We start from the raw sequence: 20,225 nt of genomic DNA, 5'->3' as shown, positions 1-20,225 counted from the left end.
GCGGGCGTAGCTCAGTTGGTTAGAGTGCCGGCCTGTCACGCCGGAGGTCGCGGGTTCGAGTCCCGTCGCCCGCGCCATTCTCAAGAATTCACGCCGCCGATGACGCAGCCTCCAAACGGGTTGCTTTGCGTGATGCCCTCGACATGGGGCATTCGTGCGCTAGCCTTTTCCCGAGCGTGACTCGCGAAACGGGCTGTCCGAACCATGGCGGGCTTCTTCTTCCTGTACTTCACCGCCTGCATGGCGAACGCACCGGATACCTGCGAATCGAAGCGTCTTCCGCTCGACGTCGTCGATGCGCGAGGATGCATCCGCGTAGCACAGCCGCAGCTGGCGCGATGGGTCGACACCCATCCCGATTACCGCATCACCGCATGGCGCTGCGGGTCGCCGCCCCGCGATCTCGGTACGCGGATCTGACACGAATCGGCACCTCCTCGCGCATCGATCAAGTTTCTTCGCCGGAGTGCAATGGCGTGGCGGATCGGACACATCGGCCCGTGCCGCGATTCCGTTCGCGCCGCCGCCGCGATTTCGCCCCATCGCACCGGGATGGCGAAGCCGACGACATGGCAGCGTAGCGAACCGGCACCGAGCGATGATGGCTTTCCCCCTTTCACCCATTCTGTCGCGGCTGGGCGGCATCGTCCTCTTGGGAAGCCTGCTGGCGGTGGGCGGCTGCGGCGGGCCGACGATCCTGCCCGATGCCGACAACCTCACGAGCCCGGTGATTCTCGACGAGGGTGCCGCCGCCGCCGCGATCTCCCGCTACAGGGCCTCGCACGGGCTCGGCCCCGTGGTACTGGATTCGAGCCTGATCCGGGCTGCGTCCTACCAGGCGGAATCCAATGCCCGGGCCGGCAAGCTCAGCCACGAGATCGGCGGTACCTTCGATTCGCGCATGGCGCGGGCGGGATTCGGCCGCTCCTTTGCCGCCGAGAACCTCAGCGCCGGTTCGAATACGTTCGACGAGGTGCTGGCACGCTGGAAAGCCTCATCCGAGCACAACAAGAACATGCTGATGCCTCAGCTGAAGCGAATTGGCATCGCCCGCGTCGATGCGCCGGGTACGCGCTACAAGCGCTTCTGGGCCCTGGTCCTCGCCGGAAACTGAGGCGCATACGTCCTCGCCGCGCGGCTCAATCCGGGATCTGGTCCGCTTCGGTCAACCCGTCCTGGATGCTACGAATGATCGTGCGCATCTCGGGGATCATCGCGATGGCCCTGGCGATCCGCAACGCCTCCTCGCGGGTCATGAGGCCGGTTGCCTCTCGCTTCTCCGGCTCGTCGGAGAAGTAGGTCCAGGCGACGGCCGCTCCGTCCGCATCCTCGACGCAGAAACTCTCGACTTTCTCGACGACGAGCCAGGGGGTGGGGAAGCCGCGCGCGGTCATCGCTCGTCTCTGTTGCCGGGAAGGGTAGGGGGAGGGGCAGCGGGTTGGTGGGCGGTGACGGGCTCGAACCGCCGACCCTCTCCGTGTAAAGGAGACGCTCTACCAGCTGAGCTAACCGCCCGGTGCGCGCCGCATCGTTAATCCAAGCATCGTCGGGATGGCAACCCTCCTCGGCACGAGGCCGGTGGAGGACCATACGAAAAGGCCCCGGGGAAACCCCGGGGCCTTTCCATTTTTCATCCGCGGATGACAGTCAGTGGGCGATCACCGTGGTCGGCTCGTCCTCGCCGACCACCGGGCGGCGGGCGACCGGGAGCGGCTCTTCCCACTCGATGCGCTCCGGCACCCTCACGAGGGCGTGCTGAAGCACCTGGTCCATCCGGGAGACCGGGATGATCTCCATCCCGTTCTTCACGCTGTCGGGCACCTCGGCGATGTCCTTGGCGTTCTCCTCGGGGATGAGGACCGTCTTGATCCCGCCGCGCAGGGCAGCGAGCAGCTTCTCCTTCAGACCGCCGATGGGCAGGATGCGGCCACGCAGGGTGACCTCTCCGGTCATCGCCACATCCTTCCTCACCGGGATGCCGGTGAGGGTCGAGATGATGGCGGTGGCCATGCCGATACCGGCCGACGGACCGTCCTTCGGGGTCGCCCCTTCCGGAACGTGGACGTGGATGTCGCGACGCTCGAACAGCGGCGGCTCGATGCCGAAGTCGAGGGCCCGGGAGCGGACATAGCTCGCCGCCGCCGAGATCGACTCCTTCATCACGTCACGCAGGTTGCCGGTGACCGTCATCTTGCCCTTGCCGGGCATCATGACGCCTTCGATCGTCAGCAACTCGCCGCCGACCTCGGTCCAGGCGAGACCTGTCACCACGCCGACCTGATCCTCCTCGTCAATCTCGCCGTAGCGGAACTTCGGCGCGCCGAGGAAGACCGGCAGGTTCTCCTCGGTGACGGCAACGGCCTTCACCTTGGTGATGAGGATCTCCTTCACCGCCTTGCGGATCAGGTTCGAGATCTCGCGCTCCAGGTTACGCACGCCCGCTTCCCGCGTGTAACGGCGGATGAGCATGAGGACGCCAGAATCGTCGATCTCCCATTCCTTGGCCGTGAGGCCGTGCTTCTTCACCGCCCCCGGGATCAGGTGCTTGCGGGCGATCTGAAGCTTCTCTTCCTCGGTGTAGCCGGCAATGCGGATCACCTCCATGCGGTCCATCAGGGGCGCAGGGATGTTGAGCGTATTCGCCGTCGTCACGAACATCACGTCCGAGAGATCGTAATCGACCTCCAGGTAGTGATCGTTGAACGTGCCGTTCTGCTCCGGGTCGAGCACCTCGAGGAGCGCCGCGGACGGATCGCCGCGGAAATCCTGGCCCATCTTGTCGATCTCATCGAGCAGGATGAGCGGGTTCGAGGTCTTGGCCTTGCGCATCGACTGCACGATCTTGCCGGGCATCGAACCGATATAGGTCCGGCGGTGACCGCGGATCTCGGCCTCGTCACGCACACCACCCAGCGACATCCGGACGAATTCGCGACCGGTCGCCTTGGCGATGGACTTGCCGAGCGAGGTCTTGCCGACGCCGGGAGGACCGACGAGGCACAGGATCGGACCCGTGAGCTTGTTCGCGCGCTGCTGCACGGCGAGATACTCGACGATGCGCTCCTTGACCTTTTCCAGACCGAAATGGTCCTGGTCGAGCATGACCTGGGCGCCCAGCAGATCCTTCTTGATCCGCGAGCGCTTCGACCACGGGATGCCGAGCATCCAATCCAGGTAGTTGCGCACGACCGTGGCCTCGGCCGACATCGGCGACATCTGGCGAAGCTTCTTCAGCTCGGCCATCGCCTTCTCGCGGGCTTCCTTCGAGAACTTGGTCTTCTCGATCTTCTCTTCGATTTCGGCGAGCTCGTCCTTGCCGTCCTCGGAATCGCCCAGTTCCTTCTGGATCGCCTTCATCTGCTCGTTGAGGTAGTACTCGCGCTGGGTCTTCTCCATCTGCCGCTTCACGCGGGTCCGGATGCGCTTTTCCACCTGCAGCACGGAGATCTCGCTCTCCATCAGCGACAGGACGCGCTCGAGGCGCTCCGCCACCGTGGGGATTTCGAGGATCGCCTGCTTGTCGGCGATCTTGACGGCGAGATGCGAGCCGACGGTATCGGCGAGCTTCGACGGCTCGTCGATCTGGGTGACCGCGGAGACGACCTCGGGCGAGATCTTCTTGTTGAGCTTCACGTAGTTCTCGAACTCGGAGATGACCGAGCGGGCGAGAGCCTCTGCCTCGACGGGATCGCCGAGCTCATCCGTCAGCGTCTCGACATCGGCCTCGTAGAAGGAATCCGACTTGTTGAAGTTCGTGATCTTGGCGCGGCCCGCGCCTTCGACGAGCACCTTCACGGTACCGTCGGGCAGCTTCAGGAGCTGAAGGACGCTGGCGAGCGTGCCGATCTTGTAGATCGCATCGGTCGACGGATCGTCGTCGCTGGCATTGATCTGGGTGGCCAGCAGGATGTGGCGGTCGGTGCGGACGGCCTCTTCGAGGGCGCGGATCGACTTCTCGCGGCCGACGAAGAGCGGCACGATCATGTGCGGGAAGACGACGATGTCACGCAGGGGCAGAACGGCGTAGGAGCCCGTCGAACCCGGGACGACCGGCTGGCGAGATTTCGATTGGGTCATGTCGGACTTCCTCTTGATGGATTCCGGGCTCTAGCTCCTCGAAATGAGCAAGCATCCTGCCACGGACCGACCAGTCCGCATCGCGGGGTCGGAAGCATCGCTGAACTGTGAGGCTGGAGGCGGGACACCGCACCTCAGAAGGTGAGCGTGCGGCCATCGCCGTCTGACACTTCAGATGGAAGCCGGGGAGAGCTTTTTCAAGAATTCTCCCCGGACCGTTTCGGCGGCTAAGTCTCTGCCGCCGCTTTGCGCCCTCAGGCGCTGACGCTCGCAGGAACGTCCTTGTTGCGGTCGCCATGGATGTAGAGCGGGCGCGACTTGCCCTCGACCACCTCGGGACCGATCACCACCTGCTCCACCGAATCCAGGCCGGGCAGGTCGTACATCGTCTCGAGCAGGATCGTCTCCAGGATCGAGCGCAGGCCGCGGGCGCCGGTCTTCCGCTCGATGGCCTTGCGGGCCACCATGGAGAGCGCCTCTTCCTGGAACGTCAGGTCGACATTCTCCATCTCGAACAGGCGCTGGTACTGCTTCACCAGGGCGTTCTTCGGCTCCTGCAGGATGCGCTTGAGGGCGACCTCATCGAGGTCCTCCAGCGTCGCCAGCACGGGCAAACGGCCGACGAACTCGGGGATCAGGCCGAACTTCAGCAGGTCCTCGGGCTCGACATTGCGGAAGATTTCGCCGGTGCGGCGGTCGTCCGGGGCCTGCACGGTCGCGCCGAAGCCGATCGAGGTGCCCTTGCCGCGCGCCGAGATGATCCGCTCCAGCCCGGCAAACGCGCCGCCGCAGATGAAGAGGATGTTGGTGGTGTCGACCTGCAGGAATTCCTGCTGTGGGTGCTTGCGACCGCCCTGCGGGGGCACGGAGGCGACGGTGCCTTCCATGATCTTCAGGAGGGCCTGCTGCACGCCTTCACCCGACACGTCGCGGGTGATCGACGGGTTGTCGGACTTCCGCGAGATCTTGTCGATCTCGTCGATGTAGACGATGCCGCGCTGCGCCCGCTCGACGTTGTAATCCGACGCCTGGAGCAGCTTCAGGATGATGTTCTCGACATCCTCGCCGACATAGCCGGCTTCGGTCAGCGTCGTCGCGTCGGCCATGGTGAAGGGCACGTCGAGGATGCGGGCCAGGGTCTGCGCGAGCAGAGTCTTGCCCGAACCGGTCGGCCCGATCAGCATGATGTTGGACTTCGCCAGCTCGACGTCGTTGTGCTTCGAGGCGTGGGCGAGGCGCTTGTAATGGTTGTGGACCGCGACGGAGAGAACCTTCTTCGCGAAATCCTGGCCGATGACGTAATCGTCCAGGACGCGGCGGATCTCCTTCGGCGTGGGCACGCCGTCGCGCGATTTCACCAGCGAGGACTTCGATTCCTCACGGATGATGTCCATGCACAGTTCGACACACTCGTCGCAGATGAACACCGTCGGGCCCGCGATCAGCTTGCGGACCTCGTGCTGGCTCTTGCCGCAAAACGAGCAGTACAGCGTGCTCTTCGAGTCGTTGCCGCCAGTCTTGCTCATATCGGTCTCCGTTCGCGGGTGCGACGCCAGCCCCGGGGCGCACGCGCATCTTCTAAGATCTAAGGGCGCCCGCCTAAAGAAACAGTCACCTGCGCGCTTTCTGCCGGTAGGTCAGACTCGCGATGCAAGCATGCTGCCGCGACGGGATCAAGGCAAAGCCGCATTGGCGGCCCGCCTCTAAAGGACGCGCCGGGGCCGCCATGCGGCCACGGCGCGGTCGAGATCAGGCTGCGGCCGGCTCGGGACGCTTCTGGATCACTTCGTCGATCAGGCCGAATTCCTTGGCCGCGTCGGCGGTCATGAAATTGTCGCGCTCGAGCGCCTGGACGATGGTGTCGTAGTCGCGACCGGTATGCTTCACGTAGATCTCGTTGAGGCGCTTCTTCAGCGCTTCGATCTCGCGGGCATGGATCAGGATGTCCGTGGCCTGGCCCTGGAACCCGCCGGACGGCTGGTGGACCATGATTCGGGCGTTCGGCAGGGCGAAGCGTTGGCCGGGCTCACCGGCGGTGAGCAGCAGCGATCCCATCGAGGCGGCCTGGCCGACGCAGAGGGTCGTCACCGGGCAGCGAATGAACTGCATCGTGTCGTAGATCGACAGGCCCGACGTCACCACGCCACCGGGCGAGTTGATGTAGAAGGAAATTTCCTTCTTCGGATTTTCGGCTTCGAGGAACAGCAGCTGCGCGACGATCAGCGAAGCGCCGTAATCTTCGACCGGGCCGGTGAGGAAGATGATCCGCTCACGCAGCAGGCGGGAATAGATGTCGAACGCACGCTCGCCGCGGCTCGACTGCTCGACCACCATGGGAACGAGTGCGCTGTTATAATAGTCGACCGGATCTCTCATCATTCTCGTGCCCCAGGCTTCAAGGGGTCCGGCCGCGCGAATGGCGCGCGAGCCGGACGTGTCAGCGAACTACGGCGGCGGTGAACGCAGCCTTTACATCCAAGCCCGCCGCCCTTTTCGGAGCCTCGAGCTCAATCGGCCTTTGCGACGGCCGGGAGATCGTCGCCCGAAGGAGCCTGGGATTTGTCCGTCTCCGACTCCGTCGATCCGGCGCTGGCCGCATCGGCGTCCTCATCCGCGAACAAAGCATCCTTCGAAACAGGCTCTTCGACCAGCTTCACCTGGGCGAGGACATGGTCAACGACCTTCTCCTCGAACAGGGGTGCGCGAAGCTCGGCCAAGGCCTGTGCGTTCTTCCGGTAGAAGTCCCAGACCTGCTGCTCCTGCCCGGGATACTGCCGGACACGGGCGATCAGGGCCTGGTTCACCTCGTCGTCACTGACCTTGATATCGGCGGTCTCGCCCACCTGCGCAAGCACCAAGCCGAGACGGACGCGCCGCTCGGCGATCTTGCGGTACTCGGCCGTGGCCTTTTCCTCGGTGGTTCCCTCGTCCTCGAAGGTCTTGCCGCGGGTCTTCAGGTCCTGCTCGACCTGGGCCCACACGGCAGCGAATTCCTGGTGGACGAGGCTCGGGGGCAGGTCGAAAGCGTACTTGCCGTCGAGGGCGTCGAGGAGCTCCTTCTTGAGCTTGCGGCGCGACTGGGCCTCGAAATCACCACCGAGGGCGCCGGCGACGGCTTCCTTCAGCTTCTCCAGCGATTCCATGCCGAAGCCCTTGGCGAGCTCGTCGTCGATCTTGGTCTCGCCCGGAGCCTGGATCGCCGTGACGGTCACGTCGAACTCGGCATCCTTGCCGGCGAGATGCTCGGCACCGTAGGCCTCGGGGAAGGTCGACTTCACCACCAGCGACTGGCCGACCTTGGCGCCGACCAGCTGGTCTTCGAAGCCGGGGATGAACGAGCCCGAGCCGAGCTCCAGATCCACGCCTTCGCCCTTGCCGCCGTCGAACTCGACGCCGTCGATCTTGCCGACGAAATCGATCGTGACGCGGTCGCCCGTGGCGGCCTCGGCGCCCTCGTCCTTCGGGGTGAAGGCGCGGTTCGAGGAGGCCATGCGGTTGATTGCCTCGTCGACCTCATCGTCGCTCGGCTTGGCGACTTGCTTCGTCAGGGTGACGTCGGACAGGTCGACGAGCTCGAAGCTCGGCAGGACTTCGAGGGCGACGTTGAAGGACAGGTCGTCCTTGGCCTCGAGCGCCCGGTCGACGATGGAAGCCTCACCGGGGAATTCGATCTTCGGCTCGAGGGCGAGCTTGAGGTTGTTGTCGGTGACGATCTTCTGGTTGGCCTCGTTGACCGCGTTCTGCAGCACGTCGGCCATCACCGAGCGGCCGTAGAGCTTGCGCAGATGGGCCACCGGCACCTTGCCGGGGCGGAAGCCCTTGATCTGGGCCTTGTCCTTGAGGGTGGACAGCTCGGTCGTCAGGCGCTCTTCGAGCTCCTTGGCGGCCAGAAGCACCTGGAACTCGCGCTTCAGACCCTGGGAGAGTGTCTCGGTCACCTGCATCGTCGTCTTCCCGCTGTCGTCCGTGTGATCGGTCAAAAAATCTCGAATGGTACCGCCGTCGAGGGCGGGACACCACAGGCGGCGTTTGACGAAGCACGCCCGACCGGAGGCCGACTCCGAGCGGCAGAGCGGGCCGGCCATCGCTGTGAGCCATTCCGTTCCCAACGGCGAAGGCTGGTGCGGGCGGAGGGGCTCGAACCCCCACGACTCTCGTCACTGGAACCTAAATCCAGCGCGTCTACCAGTTCCGCCACGCCCGCAAGCGCCAACGCCCGGCGTGCCTTTTCAGCCGCCAGAGCGCGGTCCTATAGCATGCGCGCGCAAGTCCGCAGCAAAAAAATAAGACCTCGCCCATCAGGGGCGTGGCGGCGGTTGGCGCCGCGCGGGACCGCCGTCTACAAGCGGGCGAAAGCGCCGGATGCGCCTGAGCATCCCTTCATTCCCGTCCGAGGTGACATGCCGAGTTCCGACCTGAAGAATGACCGCCCGCCCTCGGAGACCGGCGGACTGTCCCGCCGTTCCCTGATCGGCCGGGCGGCGGCCCTCGGCCTTGCCGGACCGGCTTTCATCGCGGGCGCGGGGGCGCAAACCGGATCGGGCAAGGCTACCCCAAAGGCAGCGCCCGAGCCAGCCGAGCCGTTGCCCGAACCGCGCGCGCTCGTCGCCGGACCGGGCACGAACCGCCTGAAACCCGAGCCGGCCGCCGAGACGCCGATCTGGACCTTCGACGGCAAAGCGAGCCTTCCCGTCATCCGGGCGAAACTCGGCGACACCGTCCGCCTGCGCGTCGAGAACAAGACGGACAAGCCGCTGTCCCTGCATTGGCATGGGGTGCGCAACCAGAACGCCATGGACGGCGTCGGAGGCGTGACCCAGCCGCCGATCGCTCCGGGTGCGGACTTCACCTATTCCTTCGTCCCGCCGGATGCGGGCACGTTCCTGATCCGGCCCCTCGTCGTGGGCGGTTCGAGCGAACCGTCGGGGCGGGGCCTCGCCGGCGCGTTGATCGTCGAGGAGACCTCGCCGCCCTCGCTCGACCAGGACCTCGCGCTACTGATGCAGGATTGGCGGCTGGAGGAGAACGGCGCACTGATGCCGTTCGGGCAGGCGGCTTTCGCCGCGGCCTCCGGGCGCCTCGGCAATCTCGTCACCATTAACGGCAGGCCGGTCCCCGAAGCGGTGGAGGTGCGCCCGGGATCGCGGATCCGCCTGCGGCTCGGCAATGTCTGCAACGCGCGCGGAACCCGCATCCGGTTCGAGGGCGCCAAGGTCTACGTGGTGGCCGTGGACGGCCAGCCCACCGACACGTTCGAGCCGTTGCGGGCGACGCTGCCCTTCCCCCCCGGCACCCGCTACGACCTGATGCTCGACATGCCGGCGGAAGCCGGCGCCAGCGTCTCGGTCAATGCCCTGGTGGGCAACGGCCTCGTCCTGGCGACACTCACCGCCAAGGGCCAGCCGGTGACGGAGAAGCGTCCGCCGATCGCACCGGTGGGCGAGAACAAGCTCCTGCCCGCCGAGGTCAAGCTCCAGAACGCAATCCGCCGCGACATCGCGATCACCGGCGGCGCCAAGCTCGACAAGGACAAGCCCAACGCCGAACCGGCCTATTCCGGTGATCCGAATCGGGTCTGGGCCATCAACGGCATCACGGGCGCCTCCGGCATCGCTCCCTCCTTCACGGTGAAGCGCGGCCAGGTGGTCGTCCTGGCGATCCGGAACGACACCGCCTTCCCGCAGGCCCTGCACGTCCACGGCCACGCCTTCCGGCTGCTCCACCCGCTGGACGACGGCTGGGAGCCCTATTGGCTCGACACGTTCCAGCTGCTCGAAGGCCGCACGGCCCGGATCGCCTTCAAGGCGGACAATCCCGGCCGCTGGGTCATCGGCTCCACCGTGCTTGAGCGGTTCGACACGGGGCTGTGGACGAGTTTCGAGGTCACTTGACCAGGCCGGCGAGAACCTTCGGCATCATCTCCGGCAGGTCCTCGGCGATGAGGCCCGGCCCATGCCGCAAGCCGGCATCGCCGTGGAGCCAGACCGCCGCGCAGGCCGCCTCGAAGGCGGGCATGCCCTGCGCCAGCAGGCCGGCGACGAGGCCGCCGAGGACATCGCCCGAACCGGCGGTGCCGAGATAGGGCGTGGCGTGGTCGTTGATCGCGGCGCGTCCGTCGGGCGCGGCGATGATGGTATCGGCGCCCTTCAACACCACCACCGCCCCGGCGACAGACGCCGCCCTCAGCGCCCGTTCGAGCTTGCTCGCCTTCGGGTCGATAGCGGCCGTATCGGCGAAGAGGCGGCCGAACTCACCGGAATGCGGGGTCAGCACTGCCTGCCCCCCGCCATCCGCGATGAGGCTCGCCAATTGGTCGACTTGGCCCTTGAAGCTCGTGAGCGCGTCGGCGTCGAGGACGAGGCTTCGCCCGACGCCGGCCGCCACGGCGACACGCTCGCGGGTCGCCTCGCAGCTCCCCATGCCGGGGCCGGCGAGGATGACATTGAGGCGCTCGTCCACGAGGAGATCGTCGAGGTCGTCTGCGGTCTCGCATGGCGTCAGCATGATCGCGGTGAGGTGCGCGGCGTTCTCGGCCATGGCGGCGGCAGGGGAGGCCACGGTGACGAGGCCGGCACCGACCCGCAACGCCGCCCGCGCCGCGAGACGGATCGCCCCGGTCTTGAAGGCGGGCCCGGACAGGGCGAGGACATGCCCCCTGGTGTATTTGTGACTGACGGCGTCGAGCCTCGGGAAATCAGAGTCCCAGAGACCCGGCCCGTTGCGCCAGACCCTCGGCGTGCCGGCCAACCCCTGTTCGACGGCAGCGTCGCCGATGCCGATATCGGCCACATGGAGATGACCGCAATGGTCGCGGCCCGGCTGCAGCAGGTGGCCCGGCTTGAGCGCCACGAAGGTCACCGTCTCGCGCGCCCTGAGCGCCACCCCGCGTAGAGCGCCCGTATCGCCGTCGATCCCGCTCGGAATATCGACGGCGAGAACGGGCACGTTCGCCGCCGCGACCCGCTCGACCATGCTCTTCGCCGCGCCGTCGAGGTCGCGGGACAGGCCCGCCCCGAACAGGGCGTCGATGACGAGGGCGGCCCCCGCCGGATCGGCCTCGGATAGGACGGGCCCCTCCCAGTCAGCGGCGGCCAACGCGGCGTCGCCGGTCAGGCTCTCCACCGGCACGGTGCAGACGAGGTCGACCGCATAGCCGCTGCGTTCGAGGAGGCAGGCGGCAATGAGACCGTCCCCGCCGTTGTTGCCGGGTCCGCACAGGACGAGGATGCGGGAGGGCGCGGCGACCATCGTGGCGGCCCTCTCGGCCACGGCGGCGCCCGCTCGGCGCATCAGCTCGATCCCCGGAACGCCCGCCGCTATGGCGGCGGCGTCCATTCTCCGCATCGCTTCGACGGTGATCAGACGGTGTGGGGGCATTCGAAACTTCGCCTTGTCCATGTGTCCATGCCTGCGCACCGCTCATGCCGCGCCGTTATTTCAGGCGCAAAGCGGGCTTGGCTGAAACGATTTGCATTCGTTGCCTACCGAATGGGCAATTTAACGCCTGTCTCGGGGAAAACGGCGTGGCGAAGGCCGTGCCGCGATGGTAGGAAAAGGGCCCGGAGCAGCATTCAGGTCAGGCCCGTTCGGCATGAAGAAGATCGAAGCGATCATCAAGCCATTCAAGCTGGACGAGGTGAAGGAGGCCCTTCAAGAGGTCGGCCTTCAGGGCATCACCGTGATCGAAGCCAAGGGGTTCGGCCGGCAGAAGGGCCATACCGAGCTCTATCGCGGCGCCGAATACGTGGTCGATTTCCTGCCCAAGGTGAAGCTCGAGATCGTCCTCTCCGACGCTCTGGTCGAAGGTGCCGTGGAAGCCATCCGCAAGTCGGCCCAGACCGGACGCATCGGCGACGGCAAAATCTTCGTCTCGACCATCGAGGAAGCGATCCGCATCCGCACCGGCGAGACCGGCACCGACGCGATCTAGCGCCCGCTTCCGGCGGATGTTCCGGCATGGCTCCGGCCGGCCGGCGGCGGCGGTCGAACGGAACGATGGGGCGAAGGCGCCGGCCTGTTACAATCCGGCCAAGCGCGGCTCTAGCCTCGCGCCGCCCTAGAAGCTAAGTCCCTCGCGCACGCCCCTTCCCAATCCGCGGCACGCCACCGCGTGGTGCGGCAAAACCACGGCCGAGACAGGCTGAGCCTCGAAGGAGACACAGGGATGGCAAAGACCGCCGATCAGGTCCTCAAGGAAATCAAGGACAACGACGTCAAGTACGTCGATTTCCGCTTCACCGATCCCCGGGGCAAGTGGCAGCACGTCACGTTCGACGTGTCCCTCGTCGATGAGGAAATCTTCGCCGAAGGCACGATGTTCGACGGCTCGTCGATCGCCGGCTGGAAGGCGATCAACGAATCCGACATGCTGCTGATGCCCGACCCGGCGACGGCCTGCATGGACCCGTTCTTTTCGGCCTCCACCATGTCGATCGTCTGCGACGTGCTCGAGCCCTCGTCCGGCCTGCCGTATTCGCGCGATCCGCGCAGCACCGCCAAGCTCGCCGAGGCGTTCCTCAAGTCCACCGGCATCGGCGACACGATCTATGTCGGCCCCGAGGCCGAGTTCTTCGTGTTCGACGACGTGAAGTTCGGCTCCGACCCGTACCATACCGGCTTCCAGCTCGATTCGGTGGAACTGCCCACCAACGGCTTCACCGATTACGAGGGCGGCAACCTCGGCCACCGCGTGGCCACCAAGGGCGGCTACTTCCCCGTGCCACCGCAGGATTCGGCGCAGGACATGCGCGGCGAGATGTTGGCCGCCATGCAGTCCATGGGCGTCAAGGTCGAGAAGCACCACCACGAGGTCGCCTCGGCCCAGCACGAGCTCGGCATGAAGTTCGACACGCTGACCCTGCTCGCCGACCATATGCAGATCTACAAATACGCGATCCACAACGTGGCCCAGAGCTACGGCAAGACCGCGACCTTCATGCCGAAGCCCGTCTACGGCGACAACGGCTCGGGCATGCACGTGCACCAGTCGATCTGGAAGGACGGCAAGCCGATCTTCGCCGGCGACAAGTACGCCGACCTCAGCCAGGAATGCCTCTGGTACATCGGCGGCATCATCAAGCACGCCAAGGCGCTGAACGCCTTCACCAACCCGTCCACCAACTCCTACAAGCGTCTGGTGCCCGGCTACGAGGCCCCCGTGCTGCTGGCCTACTCGGCCCGCAACCGCTCGGCCTCCTGTCGTATCCCGTGGACGACGAACCCGAAGGCCAAGCGCGTCGAGGTCCGCTTCCCCGATCCGATGGCGAACCCCTACCTCGCCTTCTCGGCCCTGCTGATGGCCGGCCTCGACGGCATCATCAACAAGATCGATCCGGGCCCGGCCATGGACAAGGATCTCTACGACCTGCCCCCGCGCGAGTTGAAGAAGATCCCCACCGTCTGTGGCAGCCTGCGTGAAGCGCTGACCAACCTCGACCGCGACCGCGGCTTCCTGAAGGCCGGCGGTGTGTTCTCGGACGATCAGATCGACTCCTTCATCGAACTGAAGATGACGGAAGTGATGCGCTACGAGATGACCCCGCATCCGGTCGAGTTCACGATGTACTACTCGCTCTGAGGCGAGCGGGTCGGGCGCGCTCGCCCGGCCATTCGGACAATGCGCGACGCCGGGGCCTGGACAGGGGCTCCGGCGTTTCGCGTTTCACCCCCCCGATTTCGTGACTGATATTATGCTATTATTCCTTTATAGGTATAATAGCTTGATCAAGGGGGTTAATCCGATGTCGTCGAGCACAACTGCGCTGCTGCAGGCGAAATGGCTGATCACGTCGTGCCGTGTTCAGGTCGCGTTTCAGCGATTGCGTCTGTCGCTCCGTGCGTACCACGCCGATCAACCCCGCGTGCCGGCCGGACATCCGGACGGCGGCCAATGGACGGACGGCGGTGCGGGCGACGGATATGATTCCGGTGACGATGCGCGGATCGTCCACGTCTCGGATGACCTCAACCGTCGGTACACGGTCGTGCTCTCCGAAGAAGAGGTGCGCGGCGGCCATACGCTTCGCGAGCATGTCGGTAAGACGGACGCGCAGATGATGCAGCGCGTCCAGTCCAGCAAAAGGAGATTTCTGTTCGTAGACTATGGCCTCAGGCGAGATGGCAAGTTCGATTCTGTGGAGACCGGAAACGATCTCATCAACTGCACCTTGGAACAGAACGCCTCCGAAGTTGATGACGTCGCAATTGGGAAAAAGGCCAATGCATTCCTAAAGTCCCGATTTGGATACAAAACTGGTCGGGAAGCCTACACGGCGGGGCAGCTTGAGCTGTACATGCGTACGACTTACGGTGTCGGAATCTTTATCCTTCACGATCCGGGCAACCCCCGCGGGTCCGCATCCATACCGCCTATCCGGGCAACGACGGAGATTGACATGCGAGCGTCCCCGGAATTCCTGAAGTTCGGCCGTTGGTTCATGCAGGACATCGGTGGCGGCGCGCCGACGCTCGACGAGATGTACGATTTCGTTCTCAACCTCTTCCGCGGCGAGGAGCGCGTCCGGTTGCGGCAGTTCATCGACCGCGCCCTCCGCGAGGCGTCCGACGAGACGTTGAAGGGATTGTGAAAGGAGACGGACGCCGACATCTACTTCCCCACCGCGCAGGATCTGCGCACATTCCTAACCGGCGCCCGCGACCGGCTCTGAACGCCGTTTCGTTCGCCCTGCGCGGGTGTCGGCAGCCTACGATCATCACACATTTCGCGGGATACGCGGCTCTCCTCCCCCTTGTGGGGAGAGGGACGCGCTCCGCCTGTCCGAGGAGTGGTGTGAACCCGGTCGGTCAAAAACTCCGCGTCGGGCGGTCGAGAACGCTGCGTCCCATCAGGCTGGCGGCGAGATCCGTCATCAGGATCGCGGTGCGGCCGCGCTCGTCGAGGAACGGGTTGAGCTCCACGAGATCGAGGCTGCGGACGAGGCCGCTATCGTGCAGCATCTCCATGGCGAGATGCGCCTCGCGGAAGGTGGCGCCGCCCGGAACCGTGGTGCCGACGCCCGGCGCGATGCCGGGATCGAGAAAATCCACGTCGAGGCTCACATGCAGCCATCCGCCGGCGGCGGCCACCCGTTCGAGGAAGGCCTTCAGCAGGATGCCGATGCCGAACTCGTCGATGGCGCGCATGTCGTGCACGGTGATCCCGGCCTCGCGGATCGTCTGCCGCTCCGCCGGATCGACGCTGCGCAGGCCGATCATACAGACGTTGTGCGGTTTCACCGGCGCGACGGGCGGCGGCAGGTAGGGGGCGAACCCCTTGAGACCGATCGCATAGGCCATCGGCACGCCGTGGAGATTGCCGCTCGTCGTCGTTTCCAGCGTGTGGAGATCGGGATGCGCGTCGAGCCAGAGCACGTGCAACTCGCGGCCCGCCTCGGCCGCCCGCCGGCTCATGCCCGAGACCGTACCGGCAGAGAGGCTGTGATCGCCGCCGAGGAAAATCGGCAGGCCCTCGCCCCCGGCCCGATAGGCGGCCTCGCTGAGCGCCGACGTCCAGCGCACGAAGTCGGAGAGGTTGGTCACGCTCGGATTGGGATGGGCGACGGCCGCGCCGGGGGGAGGGGCGATGTTCCCGCGATCCTCCACCACCAGGCCGAGGGAGGTGAGGGCGCCGCCCAAACCGGCGGCCCGGTAGGCGCTCGGGCCCATGTCGCAGCCCAGCCGGCTCGTGCCCTCCTGGACCGGCACGCCGATGAGGATGCAGCGTTTCTCGTCCATGGGTTCATTCTCCGATCCGCCGACACCATAGGGGCCGCGCACGACAGCCGTGAGGCGCGGGCCGGCGGATCGTCATGGCGCCGCAGGATCGGGACCAGCCCGGCCCTCCGCCCGAAGCAGCATCCCGAACAGGTCGCGGGGATCGTCCGGGTCCGCCAGCAGGTCGAGATCCTCGAAAAAGCCGGTGCCGGCCAGCACCGAGCGCAGGTATCGCAGGGCGGAGAAATCCTCGACCGCGAAACCGACGGAATCGAACAGCGTGATCTGCCTGTCGTCGCTCCGCCCCGGCACCTCGCCGGCGATCACCCGCCAGAGTTCGGTGACGGGGTGATCGGCTGGCAATTGCTGGATCTCACCTTCGAGCCGGGTCTGGGGCGCGTATTCGACGACGATGTCCGAACGGCGAAGGATGTCGGGGTGGAGCTCGGTCTTGCCGGGGCAATCCCCGCCGACGGCGTTGATGTGGATGCCGGGGCCGACGAGGTTGTCGGTGAGGATGGTGGCGCATTGCTTGTCGGCCGTCGCCGTGGTGACGATGTCGGCGCCCTCCACCGCCTCGGCGGTGCTCGAACAGATCGCGATCCGGAAGCCAAAACCGGCGAGGTTGCGCCGGCACTTGGCGCTGGCGGCCGGGTCGATGTCGTAGAGGCGCAGGGAATCGATGCCGATGAGGGCCTTGAAGGCCAGGGCCTGGAACTCGGCCTGGGCGCCGTTCCCGATGATCGCCATGGTCCGCGCCCCTTTCGGAGCGAGGTATTTCGCCGCGACCGCCGACATGGCGGCGGTGCGCAGAGCCGTGAGGATCGTCATCTCGGTGAGCAGCATCGGATAGCCGTTGCCGACATCGGCCAGCACGCCGAAGGCGGCCACGGTCTGGCGCCCGCTGCGGGCGTTCTTCGGGTGACCGTTGACGTATTTGAAGCCGTAGGTGGTGCCGTCGCTGGTCGGCATCAGTTCGATCACCCCGTCCGCGCTGTGGGAGGCCAGGCGCGGCTGCTTGTCGAACAGGTGCCAGCGCCGGAAATCCTCCTCGATCGTGGCGGCCAATTCCCGCAGGAACCGCTCGACGCCGATCGCCAGGACGAGCCTCATCATGTTGTCGACGCTGACGAAGGGAACGACATTCAGTTTGTCCGCCATGACGCCTCGTCTCCCGGACCGATACCGAATCGATCATAGGCAGGATGCGCGCCCGCGCGAGGCGGCATAGCCCTTGCTGCGATGGGAGAGGGCGAAATGGGCAGGGCAACATGATCGGCACCTCTCGCCCCGGTCGCTGTGAGGTCGCGTCGCGATGGGGTCGTTGATCGGATCGGACGGGGGACCGAGCGACTGGCGCCGGTCGGTACTTCGGCGCAAACCCATATCCCCCGCGACGCAGGGTGCCGATGCCGGAGCCCGGCCCCTCGAACGCTCCATCGGCCTGTTCCGCCTCGTCATGCTCGGGGTCGGCGCCACGGTCGGCACCGGCATCTTCGTGATCCTGAGCGCGGCGGTGCCGGAGGCCGGCCCCGCCATCCTGGTCTCGTTCCTGCTGGCCGCCGTCACGGCGGGTCTCACGGCGCTCTGCTACGCGGAACTGGCTTCGGCGCTTCCGCTCTCGGGCTCGTCCTATTCCTATGCTTACGCCACCCTCGGGGAACTCGCGGCCTTCCTCGTCGGGGCCTGCCTTCTTCTCGAATACGCGGTCTCCGCCTCGGCCATCGCCGTCGGATGGGGCCAGTATCTCAACGAGGTCTTCGGTGCGCTCATCGGCTGGACCATGCCCGATTCCATCAGCCAGCCCCCCGGCCGGGGCGGCTACGTCAACCTACCGGCCATCGTCCTCATCGGCCTGTGCACCCTGCTGCTCCTGCGCGGCACCGCCGAATCCACTGCGATCAACGCGGTCCTCGTGGTCCTGAAGCTCGCCGTGCTGGTGTTCTTCGCCGTGGTCGCCCTCACGGCGTTCGAGCCTGCGAACCTCACGCCCTTCGCGCCGCTCGGCTGGGCCGGGATCGGCACCGCCGCCTCGACGATCTTCTTCTCCTATATCGGCCTCGATACGATCTCGACGGCGAGTGAGGAGGTGCGCGACCCGGCGCGCACGCTGCCCCTGGGCATTCTCCTCTCCCTGGTCATCGTCACCGCGATCTACCTCCTCGTCGCCCTCGCGGGGATCGGAGCCCAACCCTGGACGCACTTTGCCGGGCAGGATGCCGGGCTGGCGGTGATCCTCAGAAACGTCACCGGGACGCCCTGGCCGGCCCTCGTCCTGTCGATCGGGGCGGTCATCTCCATCTTCTCCGTGACCCTGGTGACGATGTATGGCCAGACCCGCATCCTCTTCGCCATGAGCCGGGACGGGCTGCTGCCGACGCTGTTCCAGCGCGTGGACCGGCGCAGCCGGAGCCCGAACGCCAATACGCTGGTGGTGGGATTCTTCGTCGCCTCGCTGGCGGCGCTCGTTCCCCTCGACGTGCTCGCCAACCTCACCAGCATGGGCACCCTCGTGGCCTTCACGGCGGTTTCCCTCAGCGTGATCATCTTGCGCCGGCGACGCCCCGACTTGCCGCGAGGATTTCGCGTGCCGCTCTACCCGCTCGTGCCCCTCGCGAGCCTCGCCTGCTGCCTGATGCTCATCGCGGCGCTGCCACGGGACACCTACCTGCTCTTCGCGCTCTGGATCGCCGCCGCGCTGGTGATCTATGCCGCCTATTCCCAGCGTCATTCGCGACTGGCTCGGGCCTGAGAGCCGGTCTGATGAGGTTTCCCTGCGTATCCTCTTGCCAGGATCGATCATCCAAGCCGACCACCTCATCCTGAGGTGACCTTTGCGCAAGCAAAGGGCCTTGAGGGAAACCTCAAGTTTGCTCATCGGCGACTGGAGGCCTCCTTCGAGGCCGCTTCGCGGCACCTCAGGATGAGGTGGTGCGTTGGAAAAACACCTCACATCTGCTCTGAGACCAGACTGCGACGAGCGTGCCTCATGGGCTTTGCCTGCCTGCGATGACACGGCGGAGGACCGGTTCCGCCCTGCAAGACGGGCCAGCGGGACTTGCGCCGCCGCACCTCGGTTTCCAGCTGATATCGGCTGTTCCTCAAGCCGATCGAGTGCCGCGATGCCCCGCTTCTTCTTTCACACCCATATCGGCCGGGAGGTCATCGCCGATCCCACCGGCACCGAATTGCGGGATGCCGACCATGCCTGGGAGGTCGCCCGCGACACGATCCAGGCGACGATGAGCGAGGCGGAGGCCCAGGCCCGCCTGATGGGGGCAATCCTCGTCGTCACCGACGAATCCGGCGAAACGGTTCTCGAATTCCCGTTTTCCGAGGTGGTCACCCTCGCGCCGGAAGAGCCGGGCCCCACCGTGCATTGAGTGCCGGCTTGATTGGATGCTCATGCCGGAGCCGATCATCCCAGCAGACCACCTCATCCTGAGGTGCCCGCGACAGCGGGCCTCGAAGGAGCCCTCCAGCGGGCGCGCGATCCCTGGAAGCCTCCTTCGAGGCCGCTGTGCGGCACCTCAGGATGAGGTGAAGCCCTGGGAAAAACAACGGAAACAAGCGGTGAGACGCCCTGTCGCCTCACCGGGTCTTGGGAGCCTCGCTTTCCGCCGTAACGGCCTGCCGGATCGCCGCCAGAAGGGCGCCTTCGAAGAGCAGGGCGGAACCGTAATGGAACTCGAGGTCGAAGGGGCGGCGCGAGTTCATCGAGAGCGAGGCGCTCTGCATCGCCACGAGACGGCCCGACAGGTCGAACAGGCCGGAGCCCGAGCCGCCGAACCCATCGTTGCAATTGTGCCGGGCGCGGCGGATGTCGTCCTCCGTCGGCGGATCGATCTGGTGGATCGCGCAGGTCTCGGTGCTGCTCGGTCCGCGATAATTCTCGTGCCCGCCGGGTGAGACCATCACCACGGGAATCTCCGCGACGCCCGTTGCCAGAGACGGCGCCTCGGGGACCGGCTGCGGCGGCGCGCCGACCACCGCCTCGGTGAGGTCGAGCAAGGCCCAATCGTCGGTGATGTGCAGGGCCTTGGCGTCGGGCGCCGCGCCGAGGCGCAGGCTCGCCGGTACGAAGCCGTAATTCCGCCCGCCGATCTGGAAGAAGCAATCCTCCACCTCCCGCGTCACCTCCATGCGGCGGTTGCGGAAATTGTGCGCGTTCATCACCACGAGGCGTGACGACCCGACGAGCCAGGCCGCCGCCGCCTTCTGCGGGATACCGTCCGGCCGGCGATGGCAGAACAGGACGCCCGCGCCGGGATAGCGGGTGATGTCGGCGCCCGTGAGATCGCGGCGCCCGTCATGCGGATAGAGAGCGGCCATGCGCCCTTCCTCCGCCGAGGCCGCCCCCGACACCATGAGCGCGAGCCCGGCCAGCACCCATCTCCGCAGCGGACGGGACCGGCCATCGTGCCTCCGGCGGATCG

Annotated in this window: 17 protein-coding genes and 3 tRNA genes; 9 read left to right on the top strand and 11 right to left on the bottom strand. The window is 66.2% G+C overall.

Annotation, left to right across the window (positions count from 1 at the left end; genetic code table 11):
* From RQI43_RS07870 to RQI43_RS07860, 3 genes are all read left to right on the top strand, one after another.
* Positions 1 to 77: transfer RNA gene (locus tag RQI43_RS07870), tRNA-Asp, on the top strand.
* A gap of 127 nt (positions 78 to 204) precedes the next feature.
* A complete protein-coding gene (locus RQI43_RS07865; protein WP_056430291.1) occupies positions 205 to 420 on the top strand; it encodes a hypothetical protein in 216 nt (71 codons plus the stop codon).
* Positions 421 to 598: 178 nt separating this feature from the next.
* On the top strand, positions 599 to 1,114 hold the full coding sequence (locus tag RQI43_RS07860; RefSeq protein WP_311274753.1) for a CAP domain-containing protein: 516 nt from the start codon (positions 599 to 601) through the stop codon (positions 1,112 to 1,114).
* Positions 1,115 to 1,139: 25 nt separating this feature from the next.
* On the opposite strand, the gene RQI43_RS07855 is transcribed toward RQI43_RS07860, so the two are convergent.
* The 7 genes from RQI43_RS07855 to RQI43_RS07825 all read right to left on the bottom strand — a co-directional run bounded on the left by RQI43_RS07855 (position 1,140) and on the right by RQI43_RS07825 (position 8,281).
* On the bottom strand, positions 1,140 to 1,394 hold the full coding sequence (locus RQI43_RS07855) for a hypothetical protein (RefSeq protein WP_056430299.1): 255 nt from the start codon (positions 1,392 to 1,394) through the stop codon (positions 1,140 to 1,142).
* A gap of 45 nt (positions 1,395 to 1,439) precedes the next feature.
* A tRNA-Val gene (locus tag RQI43_RS07850) sits at positions 1,440 to 1,515 on the bottom strand.
* Positions 1,516 to 1,647: 132 nt separating this feature from the next.
* On the bottom strand, positions 1,648 to 4,077 hold the full coding sequence (gene lon, locus RQI43_RS07845; protein ID WP_056430302.1) for an endopeptidase La: 2,430 nt from the start codon (positions 4,075 to 4,077) through the stop codon (positions 1,648 to 1,650).
* A 254-nt stretch (positions 4,078 to 4,331) separates the two neighbouring features.
* Positions 4,332 to 5,603: an ATP-dependent Clp protease ATP-binding subunit ClpX gene (clpX, locus tag RQI43_RS07840; RefSeq protein ID WP_019904739.1), complete on the bottom strand. Its 1,272-nt coding sequence runs from the start codon at positions 5,601 to 5,603 to the stop codon at positions 4,332 to 4,334.
* Positions 5,604 to 5,826: 223 nt separating this feature from the next.
* Positions 5,827 to 6,453 (bottom strand): ATP-dependent Clp protease proteolytic subunit, encoded by a 627-nt coding sequence (locus tag RQI43_RS07835; protein ID WP_311274777.1) that lies wholly within the window; start codon positions 6,451 to 6,453, stop codon positions 5,827 to 5,829.
* Positions 6,454 to 6,584: 131 nt separating this feature from the next.
* A complete protein-coding gene (gene tig, locus RQI43_RS07830; RefSeq protein ID WP_311274776.1) occupies positions 6,585 to 8,021 on the bottom strand; it encodes a trigger factor in 1,437 nt (478 codons plus the stop codon).
* A 175-nt stretch (positions 8,022 to 8,196) separates the two neighbouring features.
* Positions 8,197 to 8,281, bottom strand: a tRNA-Leu gene (locus tag RQI43_RS07825).
* A gap of 196 nt (positions 8,282 to 8,477) precedes the next feature.
* On the opposite strand from RQI43_RS07825, the gene RQI43_RS07820 reads away from it, so the two are divergent.
* Positions 8,478 to 9,968: a multicopper oxidase family protein gene (locus tag RQI43_RS07820; protein WP_311274752.1), complete on the top strand. Its 1,491-nt coding sequence runs from the start codon at positions 8,478 to 8,480 to the stop codon at positions 9,966 to 9,968.
* Here RQI43_RS07820 and RQI43_RS07815 read toward each other — a convergent pair.
* Positions 9,961 to 11,454, bottom strand: a complete 1,494-nt coding sequence (locus tag RQI43_RS07815; protein ID WP_311274751.1) for an NAD(P)H-hydrate dehydratase — start codon at positions 11,452 to 11,454, stop codon at positions 9,961 to 9,963. The two genes, RQI43_RS07820 and RQI43_RS07815, sit on opposite strands and share 8 nt — an antisense overlap.
* 214 nt (positions 11,455 to 11,668) lie before the next feature.
* Between RQI43_RS07815 and RQI43_RS07810 the strand changes: the two genes are divergently transcribed.
* From RQI43_RS07810 to RQI43_RS07800, 3 genes are all read left to right on the top strand, one after another.
* Entirely contained in the window at positions 11,669 to 12,007 is a 339-nt protein-coding gene (locus tag RQI43_RS07810) for a P-II family nitrogen regulator (protein WP_003600526.1), read from the top strand.
* Positions 12,008 to 12,241: 234 nt separating this feature from the next.
* Positions 12,242 to 13,654 (top strand): type I glutamate--ammonia ligase, encoded by a 1,413-nt coding sequence (glnA, locus tag RQI43_RS07805; protein ID WP_056430308.1) that lies wholly within the window; start codon positions 12,242 to 12,244, stop codon positions 13,652 to 13,654.
* Between the two features lie 142 nt (positions 13,655 to 13,796).
* Entirely contained in the window at positions 13,797 to 14,663 is an 867-nt protein-coding gene (locus tag RQI43_RS07800) for an RNase A-like domain-containing protein (protein WP_311274750.1), read from the top strand.
* A 217-nt stretch (positions 14,664 to 14,880) separates the two neighbouring features.
* Here RQI43_RS07800 and rocF read toward each other — a convergent pair whose 3' ends face one another.
* Together rocF and RQI43_RS07790 are read right to left on the bottom strand one after the other, a co-directional pair.
* Positions 14,881 to 15,810 (bottom strand): arginase, encoded by a 930-nt coding sequence (gene rocF / locus RQI43_RS07795; protein ID WP_311274749.1) that lies wholly within the window; start codon positions 15,808 to 15,810, stop codon positions 14,881 to 14,883.
* A 72-nt stretch (positions 15,811 to 15,882) separates the two neighbouring features.
* Complete coding sequence (locus RQI43_RS07790; RefSeq protein ID WP_056430317.1) at positions 15,883 to 16,950, bottom strand: ornithine cyclodeaminase; 1,068 nt, start codon at positions 16,948 to 16,950, stop codon at positions 15,883 to 15,885.
* A 154-nt stretch (positions 16,951 to 17,104) separates the two neighbouring features.
* On the opposite strand from RQI43_RS07790, the gene RQI43_RS07785 reads away from it, so the two are divergent.
* Together RQI43_RS07785 and RQI43_RS07780 are read left to right on the top strand one after the other, a co-directional pair.
* The gene (locus tag RQI43_RS07785) at positions 17,105 to 18,541 is read left to right on the top strand and encodes an amino acid permease (protein ID WP_311274748.1); all 1,437 of its coding nucleotides are present in this window, start codon (positions 17,105 to 17,107) and stop codon (positions 18,539 to 18,541) included.
* Between the two features lie 370 nt (positions 18,542 to 18,911).
* Positions 18,912 to 19,172 (top strand): DUF6894 family protein, encoded by a 261-nt coding sequence (locus RQI43_RS07780; RefSeq protein ID WP_056430323.1) that lies wholly within the window; start codon positions 18,912 to 18,914, stop codon positions 19,170 to 19,172.
* A gap of 208 nt (positions 19,173 to 19,380) precedes the next feature.
* On the opposite strand, the gene RQI43_RS07775 is transcribed toward RQI43_RS07780, so the two are convergent.
* Positions 19,381 to 20,157 (bottom strand): trypsin-like peptidase domain-containing protein, encoded by a 777-nt coding sequence (locus tag RQI43_RS07775; protein ID WP_311274775.1) that lies wholly within the window; start codon positions 20,155 to 20,157, stop codon positions 19,381 to 19,383.
* Positions 20,158 to 20,225 lie beyond the last annotated feature (68 nt).

This window comes from Methylobacterium sp. WCS2018Hpa-22, from assembly GCF_031843785.1.
GTDB lineage: Bacteria > Pseudomonadota > Alphaproteobacteria > Rhizobiales > Beijerinckiaceae > Methylobacterium.
The sequence above is the reverse complement of the archived record's forward strand: the minus strand, read 5'-3'. Positions and strand labels throughout refer to the sequence as shown.

Excerpts from the sequence above, each read along its gene's own strand:
- RQI43_RS07865 (WP_056430291.1), top strand. The coding sequence starts at position 205 with ATGGCGGGCTTCTTCTTCCTGTACTTCACCGCCTGCATGGCGAACGCA.
- RQI43_RS07860 (WP_311274753.1), top strand. The coding sequence starts at position 599 with ATGATGGCTTTCCCCCTTTCACCCATTCTGTCGCGGCTGGGCGGCATC.
- RQI43_RS07855 (WP_056430299.1), bottom strand. The coding sequence starts at position 1,394 with ATGACCGCGCGCGGCTTCCCCACCCCCTGGCTCGTCGTCGAGAAAGTC.
- lon (WP_056430302.1), bottom strand. The coding sequence starts at position 4,077 with ATGACCCAATCGAAATCTCGCCAGCCGGTCGTCCCGGGTTCGACGGGC.
- clpX (WP_019904739.1), bottom strand. The coding sequence starts at position 5,603 with ATGAGCAAGACTGGCGGCAACGACTCGAAGAGCACGCTGTACTGCTCG.
- RQI43_RS07835 (WP_311274777.1), bottom strand. The coding sequence starts at position 6,453 with ATGAGAGATCCGGTCGACTATTATAACAGCGCACTCGTTCCCATGGTG.
- tig (WP_311274776.1), bottom strand. The coding sequence starts at position 8,021 with ATGCAGGTGACCGAGACACTCTCCCAGGGTCTGAAGCGCGAGTTCCAG.
- RQI43_RS07820 (WP_311274752.1), top strand. The coding sequence starts at position 8,478 with ATGCCGAGTTCCGACCTGAAGAATGACCGCCCGCCCTCGGAGACCGGC.
- RQI43_RS07815 (WP_311274751.1), bottom strand. The coding sequence starts at position 11,454 with ATGCCCCCACACCGTCTGATCACCGTCGAAGCGATGCGGAGAATGGAC.
- RQI43_RS07810 (WP_003600526.1), top strand. The coding sequence starts at position 11,669 with ATGAAGAAGATCGAAGCGATCATCAAGCCATTCAAGCTGGACGAGGTG.
- glnA (WP_056430308.1), top strand. The coding sequence starts at position 12,242 with ATGGCAAAGACCGCCGATCAGGTCCTCAAGGAAATCAAGGACAACGAC.
- rocF (WP_311274749.1), bottom strand. The coding sequence starts at position 15,810 with ATGGACGAGAAACGCTGCATCCTCATCGGCGTGCCGGTCCAGGAGGGC.
- RQI43_RS07790 (WP_056430317.1), bottom strand. The coding sequence starts at position 16,950 with ATGGCGGACAAACTGAATGTCGTTCCCTTCGTCAGCGTCGACAACATG.
- RQI43_RS07785 (WP_311274748.1), top strand. The coding sequence starts at position 17,105 with ATGGGGTCGTTGATCGGATCGGACGGGGGACCGAGCGACTGGCGCCGG.
- RQI43_RS07780 (WP_056430323.1), top strand. The coding sequence starts at position 18,912 with ATGCCCCGCTTCTTCTTTCACACCCATATCGGCCGGGAGGTCATCGCC.
- RQI43_RS07775 (WP_311274775.1), bottom strand. The coding sequence starts at position 20,157 with ATGGTGTCGGGGGCGGCCTCGGCGGAGGAAGGGCGCATGGCCGCTCTC.